Here is a 9992-nt window from a genome sequence, read left to right on the forward strand (position 1 = left end):
CGCCGCGCCACCGCCGTCCTGCTGCTGCTCGCGGCGCTGACCGCCGGGGGCGCCTCCCCCGCCACCGCGACCACCGACCCGGCGGCGGACCCCGCCGCGGCCGCCGCGCGGACCACCTGGGCGCTGGAGCCCGGCACCCCCGAGGGCCCCGACGGACGGGTGTCGTTCCGGCACGCCGTCGACCCGGGCACCGAGGTCACCGACCACGTCACGCTCACGAACTTCAGCGACCACCCCGCCGCGTTCGACGTCTACGCCGGGGACGGGCTGATCACCGCCGACGGGCAGTTCGACCTGCCGCCGACCGGCACGACCGCCGAGGCCGCGGGCTCCTGGATCGCGCTCGGCGACGCCGCCGGGACCGTGGCCGAGCCGGGCACCGTGCAGCGCGTCGAGGTCGGCCCGGGCGCGCAGGCCGTGCTGCCGTTCGTCGTGCGCGTGCCCGCCGACGTGACGCCCGGGGACCACCCCGCGGGCATCGTCGCCGCGCTCGCCGCCGAGCCCGGGTCCGGGGTCGCCCTGGACAGCCGGGTCGGCGCGCGCCTGCACCTGCGGGTCACGGGCGACATCGCGCCCGCGCTCGCCGTCCACGACGTCACGACGACCTTCACGCCGTCCTGGAACCCGTTCGCCCCGGGCACCCTGCGGGTGGACTACACGGTCGCCAACACCGGGAACGTGCGGCTCGGCGCCGAGGCCACCGCGAGCGCCGCCGGGCCGTTCGGCCTCGCCGGGGCCGAGGCCACCGGACCCGCCCTGCGCGAGGTGCTGCCCGGTGGGTCCGCGCGGGGGTCGGTCGAGGTCGCGGCGTGGCCGCTGGTCCGGCTCGGCGGGGACGTCGACGTGACGCCCGCGGTCGTCGGCGAGGACGAGGTCACCGCCGCGCTCGCGGCGGCGGGCGCGACCTGGTCGGCGTGGGCGGTGCCGTGGCTGCAGCTCGGGCTGGTCGCGCTGCTGGTCGGCGTCGTGCTCGCGGTGCGGCAGGCCCGCGGTCGCCGCGAGGCGGCCACCCAGCGGCGCATCGACGCGGCCGTGGCCGCCGCCCGCGGCTGAGTCAGTCCACACGCTCCAGGGTCACGGCCGCCTGCGACCGCCGGGCGCCGCCGGGGCGGGTGTGCGGGCCCCAGAGCAGCACGCCCCGGACGACCACCCCCACCTCGTCGGGAAGCCCGCCCTGGTACTGGGCGGTCGGGTCGTCCGCGAGACGCTCGGCGAGGCCGGGCACGCTGGTGCCCGTCGCGGAGAGGTCGGTGGCGGCGCGGGTCATCCGGTAGTGCGGGTGCGTCACGACGGGCTCCTTCGCTCGGTCGGTCCTCTCATCGTGCCAGCCGCACCCACCCCCGTCCCGGGAACCCGTGCACGACGTCGCAGCGCCCCGAGCACCTACGCACGCGGCCCGGCCCGGGCGGGACGGCCCGGGCGGGGGCACCCTGGACTCCTGGCGCGCCCACCCGCGGGCGCGGGGGTCGACCGGAGGAGCCGCGGTGGCAGAGCACGGGACGCGACCGGTGGAGCCGCCCGCCGGGCGCCTGGAGCGCCGGGCGCTGTGGCGCTCCGCGTCCGGCGGTGCCGCCCTCGGGCTCGTCGCCGTGGTCTGGGGCCTGGTCGCCGACTCCGGCGTGATCCTGTTCGACGGCATCTTCTCGCTCGCCGGGATCGTGCTCGTCTCCGTCTCGTTCCTCGCGTCGTACGCCTCCGGGTCGGGACCCTCGCACCGCTACCCGTTCGGCCGGCCCGCGGCCACGCCCCTGGCGGTGGTCATCCAGGGCGCGGCCCTGCTGGCGACGCTGGCCTACGGCGTCGTCGACGCGGTCGCGACGCTGCTCGACGGGGGCTCCGAGGGCGACGCGCTGCACCTCGTGGCCTACGGCGCCGTCGGTGCCGCCGGGTCCGCGCTGCTCGCCCGCTGGGTGCACCGGGCGGCGCCCCGGTCGAGCCTCGCGTTCGCGGAGGTCGTGTCCTGGCGGACCGGCGCCTGGCTGAGCCTGGTGATCCTCGTCGGCGGCGCCGTCGGCCTCGTCCTCGAGCGCACCGGGCCCGACGCCGTCGGCCCGTACGTCGACCCCGTGCTGCTGCTGGTCGCGGTGGCGCTGCTGACCCCCGCGCCCGTGCGGCTGCTCCGCGACGGCACCCACGAGCTGCTGGAGGGCGTCCCGACCTCGCCGGTCGCCGGCGAGGTCGAGCGCGCGCTGGCCGCCGTACGGGCCGAGCACGCCCTGCCCGCACCCGCCGCCACCCGGGTCTCCCAGGTCGGTCCGCGGCTGCTCGTGGAGGTCGTGTTCGTCGTCCCGCCGGGCTGGACCGTCGACCAGCAGGACGCGGTGCGCCGGGCCTTCCGGGCGCACCTGGTCGCGGGGGCCCTCGACCCGGCGACCGACGTCCGCACCGCCGTCGACCTCACCACCGACCCGGGCCTCGTGGACTGACCTGGGCCAGCGGGCGCCTGCGGGTGCCCGCGCTCCGCTACCGTGCACGCGACGGCGGCGTCGCCGAGGACGGAGCGCACGTGTACACGGACCTGCCCGAGCCCCAGCTGTGGGCCCACACCAGCACGCTGGTCGAGCCCGACGACCTCGACGCGTTCTGGGCGAGCACCCTCGCCGAGAGCCGCGCCCACCACGCCCCGCCCGAGGTCGTCCCGGTCCGCACCCCGCTGACCACCGTCGAGGTGCACGACGTGACCTTCCGCGGGTTCGGCGGCGACCCCGTGCGCGCCTGGTACCGCCGCCCGGTGGGCGTCGACGGCCCCCTGCCGGTCGTCGTGCAGTACGTCGGCTACGGCGGCGGCCGCGGCGAGCCCACCGAGAACCTGCTGTGGGCGTCCTCGGGGTTCGCGCACCTGCACGTCGACTCGCGCGGGCAGGGCTCCGGGTGGAGCCGCGGCGACACCCCCGACCCCTGGGGCGGCGGCCCGCAGGTGCCCGGCGTCATGACGCGCGGCATCACCGACCCCACGACCTACTACTACCGGCGGCTGCTCACCGACGCCGTCCGCGCCGTCGACGCCGCGCGCGAGCTCCCGGGCGTCGACCCGACCCGGGTCGCCGTCACCGGCGGCAGCCAGGGCGGCGCCATGGCCATCGCCGCCGGGGCGCTCGGCATCGACGTCGGGGCGGTCGCCGCGCACGTGCCGTTCCTGTGCGACGTCGAGCGGGCCCTCGGCATCACCGACGCCAAGCCGTTCGGCGAGGTCGTCGAGTACCTGCGCACCCACCGCGGGTCCGCCGAGCAGGTGCTCCGCACCCTGTCGTACGTCGACGGGGTCGCGCTCGCCCGCCGGGGCACCGCCCCCGCGCGGTTCTCGCTCGGGATGATGGACGCCGTCGTCCCGCCGTCCACCGTCGTCGCGGCGCACCACGCGTGGCAGGGACCCAAGGAGCTGCGGGTCTGGCGGTACAACGCCCACGAGGGCGGCGGGCCGCTGGACGAGCTGGAGGCGGTGGAGTTCGTGGCGGCCGCGCTGGGCTGAGCACTGGTGCGACCGGGTGCGCACGGGTGCGGTGACGCGTTTCACCCGGGGGTCCCGTGCGGGAACACGCATTCCGGTCGATCGGGAGCGGGAACCCCGCACCCGACCTGGACCCCACCATGCCGCGCCCGCACACCCCCGCCGTCCGCCCCGCGATCGACCCCGCCTCCCGACCCGTGCTCGCCGCCCGGGCCGCGCTGCGCCACGGGGACCGGCCCCGTCCCCGGGCGGCCCGGCCCCTGACCGCCGCGGTGGTCGCCGCCGTCGTCGCGCTGCTCGCCCTGACCGGTCTCGCCCCCGCGGTCGCGTCCGACGCGGGCGACCGGCTGCTCACCGGCGCGAGCCTGCGGTCCGGCGGGGCGCTCACGGCGGTCGGCAGCGCGCACCGGCTCGTCGTCGGTGCCGACGGGGACGTCACGCTGCGTCTCGGGGACGGCACGCCGCTGTGGCACACCGGCACCACCGGCAACCCCGGCGCCCGCCTCGTCCAGGCCACCGGCGGCGCGCTGGAGGTCCGCTCCCCCGGCGGCGCCCTGCTGTGGACCACCGGGACCGCCTCGCCCGGCGCCCGCACGGTCGTCAAGCCCGACGGCGTGCTCTACACGATCAGCACCGCCGGGACCGTGGCCTGGAAGTCCACCACCGACGGCCCCGCCCTGCGCACCGGCGGCGTCGCCGACCGCGTCCCGTCCGGCGGCCTGCTGCTCGCGGGCGAGTCCGTCGCGGCCGGGGACGTCCGCCTCACCATGGGCGCCGACGGCGACCTCGTGCTCACCCGCGCCGGGACCGCCGTCTGGCGCACCGGCACCGCCGCCGCGACGCCCCGCGGCGCGCACGCCCGGATCACCGCCGCCGGGGCCCTCCAGGTCGTCGCGTCCGACGGGCGGGTGCTCTGGACCTCCGGCACCGCCTCGGCCGGCGCACGCCTCGTCGTGAAGGACCACGCCCGGATCTACCTGATCGCCACCACCGGGGCGAGCGCCTGGTCGACCGCCGCCCCCACCGGGTCCGCGGACCGGGTGCCCGCCGTCGTGTCGCTGCCGCTGCCCGCCGCCCTGCCCGTCCCGGTGCGCCCCGGGACCGGCACGGGCGGCGGTTCGGGCACCGACACCGGCGGCGGCGCGCGCGTCTACCGCACCGTGCTGTCCACCGCCCCGGCGTACGCGGACCCCACCTCCGACGTCGCCCGCGCAGCCCGGACCGCCCGCGACCAGGGCCGCACCGCCGACGCCGACCTGCTCGACAAGGCCGCGACCGGCGGCGCGGCCCGCTGGCTCGGCCCCGCCGACGGCACCACCGCCGTGCGCACCTACGCCGCCGCCGCCCGCGCCGCCGGACGCACCCCCGTGCTCGTGGCCTACGCCATCCCCGACCGCGACTGCGGGAACCACTCCGCCGGCGGCCTCGGCACCGCCGCCGCGTACCGGACCTGGACCGACGGCGTCGCCGCGGGCCTCGGGCGGGGCGCCGTCGTCGTGGTCGAGCCCGACGCACTGCTGCACCTCGACCGCTGCGGCGACGCCGAGCAGCGCCTCGCCCTGCTCCGCTACGCCGTCGAGACCTACCGCGCCGCCGGGGCCGAGGTCTACCTCGACGCCGCGAGCAGCAACAGCTTCGGGTGGAGCGCGGCCGACCTCCGCGACATGGCCCAGCGGCTGCGCGCCGCCGGGGTGGACCGCGCCGCCGGGTTCTCCGTCAACGTCTCCAACTTCCAGCGCACCGAGCACGAGGTCGCCTACGGCACCTACCTGTCCGCGCTGCTCGGCGGGCGGGCGTTCGTCGTGGACACCTCCCGCAACGGGGCCGGTCCCCTCGCCGGGCCCGACGGCACCGTCTGGTGCAACCCCGAGGGCCGCGCGCTCGGCGCCCTGCCCGGCGCGACCGGGACGGGGCCGCACGTCGCGAACCTGTGGATCAAGACCGTCGGACGCTCCGACGGGACCTGCGGGGGCGGGCCCGCCGCCGGGACGTACTGGGAGCCGTACCTGCTGGGCATGGCGGCGCGGGCGGGGTGGTGAGCGTCAGCCCGACCCGGTGACGTCAGGCCGATCAGCGGCTTGACCACGCCGCGGGACAGTCCTCGCTCGTCGGATGCCACACAGGTGTCGCACTACTGCAATGCGACACCTGTGTGGCATTGCAGCAATGCGCTGGTACTGTGACATTCATGAGGACGGACAGGCTGCTCCCCGCCCGCTCGCTCCCGCTGCTCGGGGAGTCCATCAAGACACTGCGCCGGGAGCAGGGCATGACCCAGGCCGAGCTGGGCACCGCAGCCGACGTGTCCCGCCGCTGGATCGGAGACGTCGAGGCCGGCCTGCGGTCCAGCGTCGAGCTCTCCCGCGCGCTCCGCGTCCTCGACGTGCTCGGCGCCTCGCTCGTCATCCGGGACGACCGGACGTCGTCGTGAGGACGCCGCGTCGCCTCGCGGTCCTCCTGGCCGGCCGCGAGGTCGCCCAGATCGAGCGCACGCGCGCCGGTGTGCTGCGCCTGACCTACGGTTCGGACGCGCGAGGCGCCACCGCCACGCCCCTCTCGCTGTCGCTGCGCCCCTCGGTCGGCACCTTCACCGGCGACCGGGTGGAGAACTACCTCCGGGGCCTGCTGCCCGACAACGAGCGCGTCCTGCGGTCGATCGCGTCCGAGTTCGGCGCGGACGCGCGCGACCCGCTGTCCCTGCTCGCCGTGCTCGGGAAGGACTGCGCCGGGGCCGTGCAGTTCTGCCTCCCGGACGACGTCGAACCGACTCGCTCGCGCGACGGTGCACTGGTGCTCCTCACGGACGCGGACATCGAGATGCGGCTCGCCGAGATGCGCACCGACGAGGACGCCGGCTGGGTCATGCCAGGCGAGCACTGGTCCCTCGGAGGAAGCCAGCAGAAGTTCGCCCTGCGCCGCACCGCGGACGGGTGGGCCGAGGCGCAGGGCGCGGAGGCCACCAGCCACATCGTGAAGCCGGGCATCTACCGGATGACCGCGCAGGCGCTGGTCGAGCACGTCTCGATGCGAGCCGCTGCCGCGTGCGGGATCGACGCGGCGTCCACCGAGTACCTGACCTTCAAGTCCGAGTCGGCGATCGTCGTGACGCGCTTCGACCGCGCGTCCACGGGTGAGGCCGGTCTCGTCCGGCTGCACCAGGAGGACCTGTGCCAGGCGCTCGGCGTCGGCGAGAAGTACGAGGACTACGGGGGTCCGACCGCCGACGACCTGATCCGGCTCCTGCGCGACCGGTCGCGCACCGCGCGCGACGCCGCGGCGAACGTCGAGCGGTTCGTGGACGCCCTGGTGTTCAACACGCTGATCGCCGCGCCGGACGGGCACGCCCGCAACTACGCGGTCCTCCTCGACGCGGACTCGGTGCGCCTCGCGCCAGTCTTCGACGTCGCGTCCGGCCTGGCGTACTCGTACCGCGACGACACCGCCCGGGCGCTCGCGATGAGCGTCGCGGGCGAGTTCGACCCGGCAGCGGTCACGCGCGACACGTGGCGGCGGTTCGCCGACGAGAACCGGCTCGACGTCGACGACGTGCTCGACCGGTTGGACCGATACGCGGACACGATCCCGAGCGCGATGCGATCGGCGCTGGCGGAGGTCGACGACTGGGACAGGTCGGCGATCGCGCTCGCCGACCGGCTCCTCCCCGCCGTCGAGGCGCACCTCGCGGAGCGCACCTGACCCCGGCGCGATGCGCGGAGGGCGTGGGATTCGAACCCACGAGGACGTCTTTCAACGCCCCAACGGTTTTCAAGACCGTCGCTTTCGGCCGCTCAGCCAGCCCTCCCGGTCGTGCGCCGTGACCCTATCAGCGCCGTCCCGGCCGGTCGGACCGCCTCAGACCCACCACTGCGGCGGCAGCCCCGGGGAGACGACCGTGAGCCCGTGGATCGCCGCGACGGCGGCCACGCGCGGGTCGTAGGACGCGAAGCCGGTGACGTCCGCGTGCGCGACGGCGACGCCGATGTGCAGCGTCGCGAACGGCGACAGCACGGAGGTGTCCATCGCGGCGACGCCGAGGGCCTGGTCGGAGTACCGGACCAGCTCGAGGCGCTCGGCCGCGGCGTGGGCGCGCGCCCGGACGTGCTGGGGGACGCGGAGCGCGGCGGAGCGCAGCTCGCCCAGGGACAGCGAGGAGATGAGGAGGTCGCCCTGGTGCTGCTCCGCCCACCGCTGCCAGTCGACGGAGAAGTCGGGCTCGGGGAGGTAGCGCACGAGGGCCGACCCATCGGCATAGACCCGCACGCCCCGGATACTACCGGGGCGCGCGGGTCCGTTATGTCCGGATCTCAGGCGTTGCGCAGACGCTCCATGGCGAGCTGCACCAGCGAGATCAGCGTCTGCTTGGTCGCGGTGCGCGACCGCGCGTCGGTGTAGAGCACCGGCACGTGCGCCGGGATGGCGAGCGCCTCGCGCACGTCCTCCAGGCGGTGCTTCGCGACGCCGTCGAAGCAGTTGACGCCGACGACGAACGGGATGCCACGGGACTCGAAGTAGTCGACGGCCGGGAAGCACTGGTCCAGGCGGTCGGTGTCCACGAGCACGACGGCGCCGATCGCGCCGCGCACCAGGTCGTCCCACATGAAGAGGAACCGGTCCTGGCCGGGGGTGCCGAACAGGTACAGCCACAGCGAACCCGGCAGCGCGATGCGGCCGAAGTCCATCGCGACCGTGGTCGACGTCTTGCGGTCCGACTGGCCACCGGCGTCGTCGACGCCGACCGAGTGCTCGGTCATCGCGGCCTCGGTGTTCAGCGGCTCGATGTCGGAGATCGACCCGATGAAGGTCGTCTTGCCGACGGCGAAGCCACCGGCGACGACGATCTTCACGACGGTGGGGGCGGCACCCATCCCGGCGTCGCCGCCGGGGCGGGCGGTGGGCACCGCGGCCTGGCCGGTCGCCGCGGGGGCGTCAGAGGGCGGAAATGCCATTGAGAACACTCTCCAGGACGCTGAGGGACAGGGCGGGCGACTGGCCGGTCGTGGTCTCCACCGGCTGCGACGTGTGCACGCGCACGAAGCCGGCGTCGACCAGGTCGGACACGACGACGCGCGTCACGCCCAGGGGCAGGTGCAGCAGCGCGGACAGCTCGGCCACGGAGATGTAGCCGTGCGACGCGTGCTGCAGGATGGCGCGCTTCTCGGGCGTCAGACCCTGACCCGCGGCGGCCGCGGGCAGCATCTCGACCAGCGCCTCGAGGGGGTAGTCGGCCTTCTCGGTCCGCACCCGGCCGCCGGTGAGGGCGTAGGGGCGGACCGTCCGGGTCTCGTACTCGGGCTCGCTCATCGCGACCTCACACCGACGGGGCGCGGGTCGCGCCGTCGACGGGCAGGCTGCCCCGCATCTCGGAGATCAGCTGCGGGGTGAGCGTGGCCTCGGTGCGCGAGACGAGCATCGCCATCTCGTAGCCGATGAGGCCGACGTCGCACGTGGCGTCGGCGACGACCGCGAGGACGGAGCCGTTGGACACGCTCATGAGGAAGAGGAACAGGTTGTCCATCTCCACGATGGCCTGGCGCACGTCGCCGGCGCGCAGCTGGCGCGCCGCCCCGCGGGTCAGGCTCGACATGCCGGCGACGATGGCCGCGAGCTGGTCGCCGCTGGTGCGGTCGAGCTGCTCGGACATCGCCATGAGCAGGCCGTCGGCCGACACCACCAGCGTGTGCCGGGTGCCGGGCACGGTCCGGACGAAGTTGTCCAGGAGCCAGCCGAAGTTGGCTGCCTCGGTGCTGAGGGTGGTCACACATCCTCCTGACGTGATGCAGACGCGGCTGCGGCTGCGGGGACGGGTGTCACCATGACGGCGACGGCGGGACGGGCTGGGAGTCGGGCGCGGTGCGGGGCTGCTGGTCCGGGACTGTACCGGGCTGCCCCTCCTCGGTCTCCGACAGGGCACGACGGCCCCGGCGGGAACCGGACTGGAAGCTCGAGAGCCGGCTGCGGAGGCCGTCGGCGTCGCGCGCCGGGGCCTCCCCGGTCTCGGGCTTCGAGATCTCGGGGGCCGCGGGGATCGCGGTCGGCACGCGGCGGGTGAGCGAACCCCCCGCCGACGGCGAGTCGACCTGCGGCCGGTACGAGGACAGCTGGCTGAGCTCGCTCAGCGCCTGCTCCTGGATGTTGGCCCGCAGGGCGAACATCGAGGCGGCATCCGGGTCGAGCGCGGCCGCGGGCCGCGGCGCGGGCGCCTCGGGCGCCGGGGTGGCACCTGCGGCGGGCTGGGCGGACCAGGAGGGCGCACGGGTGGGCTGCGGGACCGGTGCACCGTCGGGCGACCAGGACGAGGCCCAGGCGCTCATGTCGCGGTGCGGTCGGCGGTCCTCCGCGGGCTCGGCCCCGGGCTCCGGGATCGGCGGCGGTACGGTCCCGCGGGTCCGCGTCGGCAGGGCCGAGGCGGGCGCGGGGGCGGCCTCGGGCTGCGCCGGGGCACCCCAGGACTGCTCGGGCTCGGCGACGGGCGTGCTCCAGCCGACGGGCTGCTGCGGCGCCGGGGCGGCGGGCTCGGGCTGACCCCAGCCACCGGCGGCTGCGG

At 76.3% G+C, this 9992-nt stretch carries 11 protein-coding genes, 1 tRNA gene and 1 pseudogene; 6 read left to right on the plus strand and 7 right to left on the minus strand.

The features are described from left to right. The coding region (locus EBM89_RS21445) for a COG1470 family protein (RefSeq protein WP_122150991.1) at positions 1-1053 on the plus strand (1053 nt) is incomplete at its 5' end. 1 nt (position 1054) lies between these two features. Here EBM89_RS21445 and EBM89_RS17880 read toward each other — a convergent pair. After that, on the minus strand, positions 1055-1288 hold the full coding sequence (locus EBM89_RS17880; RefSeq protein ID WP_122150992.1) for a hypothetical protein: 234 nt from the start codon (positions 1286-1288) through the stop codon (positions 1055-1057). 196 nt (positions 1289-1484) lie between these two features. Here EBM89_RS17880 and EBM89_RS17885 point away from each other — a divergent pair, with 196 nt between their 5' ends. The 5 genes from EBM89_RS17885 (at position 1485) to EBM89_RS17905 (ending at position 7144) form a co-directional block, all read left to right on the plus strand. Beyond that, complete coding sequence (locus EBM89_RS17885; RefSeq protein ID WP_158609717.1) at positions 1485-2426, plus strand: cation efflux transmembrane domain-containing protein; 942 nt, start codon at positions 1485-1487, stop codon at positions 2424-2426. Positions 2427-2506: 80 nt separating this feature from the next. Further along, complete coding sequence (locus EBM89_RS17890) at positions 2507-3469, plus strand: acetylxylan esterase (protein ID WP_122150999.1); 963 nt, start codon at positions 2507-2509, stop codon at positions 3467-3469. A 119-nt stretch (positions 3470-3588) separates the two neighbouring features. Continuing rightward, on the plus strand, positions 3589-5487 hold the full coding sequence (locus EBM89_RS17895; RefSeq protein ID WP_122150994.1) for a glycoside hydrolase family 6 protein: 1899 nt from the start codon (positions 3589-3591) through the stop codon (positions 5485-5487). Between the two features lie 149 nt (positions 5488-5636). Further along, positions 5637-5879 (plus strand): helix-turn-helix domain-containing protein, encoded by a 243-nt coding sequence (locus EBM89_RS17900; RefSeq protein WP_122150995.1) that lies wholly within the window; start codon positions 5637-5639, stop codon positions 5877-5879. Continuing rightward, positions 5876-7144: a HipA domain-containing protein gene (locus EBM89_RS17905; RefSeq protein WP_122150996.1), complete on the plus strand. Its 1269-nt coding sequence runs from the start codon at positions 5876-5878 to the stop codon at positions 7142-7144. Before EBM89_RS17900 ends, EBM89_RS17905 begins: the two co-directional genes overlap by 4 nt. Positions 7145-7159: 15 nt before the next feature. On the opposite strand, the gene EBM89_RS17910 is transcribed toward EBM89_RS17905, so the two are convergent. From EBM89_RS17910 to EBM89_RS21455, 6 genes and pseudogenes are all read right to left on the minus strand, one after another. Beyond that, positions 7160-7250, minus strand: a tRNA-Ser gene (locus EBM89_RS17910). Positions 7251-7300: 50 nt separating this feature from the next. After that, positions 7301-7708, minus strand: coding sequence for a PIN domain-containing protein (locus tag EBM89_RS21450; RefSeq protein WP_158609718.1), 408 nt, complete (start codon positions 7706-7708; stop codon positions 7301-7303). A gap of 44 nt (positions 7709-7752) precedes the next feature. Further along, entirely contained in the window at positions 7753-8394 is a 642-nt protein-coding gene (locus EBM89_RS17920; protein ID WP_439647202.1) for a GTP-binding protein, read from the minus strand. Continuing rightward, positions 8375-8749, minus strand: coding sequence for a DUF742 domain-containing protein (locus EBM89_RS17925; RefSeq protein WP_122150997.1), 375 nt, complete (start codon positions 8747-8749; stop codon positions 8375-8377). Before EBM89_RS17925 ends, EBM89_RS17920 begins: the two co-directional genes overlap by 20 nt. A gap of 7 nt (positions 8750-8756) precedes the next feature. Continuing rightward, on the minus strand, positions 8757-9206 hold the full coding sequence (locus tag EBM89_RS17930; protein ID WP_122150998.1) for a roadblock/LC7 domain-containing protein: 450 nt from the start codon (positions 9204-9206) through the stop codon (positions 8757-8759). A 49-nt stretch (positions 9207-9255) separates the two neighbouring features. Further along, positions 9256-9992: pseudogene (locus EBM89_RS21455) on the minus strand (hypothetical protein); the annotation flags it as partial.

This window comes from Cellulomonas triticagri (genome assembly GCF_003696205.1).
Lineage (GTDB): Bacteria > Actinomycetota > Actinomycetes > Actinomycetales > Cellulomonadaceae > Cellulomonas > Cellulomonas triticagri.

Excerpts from the sequence above, each read along its gene's own strand:
- EBM89_RS17895 (WP_122150994.1), top strand. The coding sequence starts at position 3,589 with ATGCCGCGCCCGCACACCCCCGCCGTCCGCCCCGCGATCGACCCCGCC.
- EBM89_RS17900 (WP_122150995.1), top strand. The coding sequence starts at position 5,637 with ATGAGGACGGACAGGCTGCTCCCCGCCCGCTCGCTCCCGCTGCTCGGG.
- EBM89_RS17920 (WP_439647202.1), bottom strand. The coding sequence starts at position 8,394 with ATGGCATTTCCGCCCTCTGACGCCCCCGCGGCGACCGGCCAGGCCGCG.
- EBM89_RS17925 (WP_122150997.1), bottom strand. The coding sequence starts at position 8,749 with ATGAGCGAGCCCGAGTACGAGACCCGGACGGTCCGCCCCTACGCCCTC.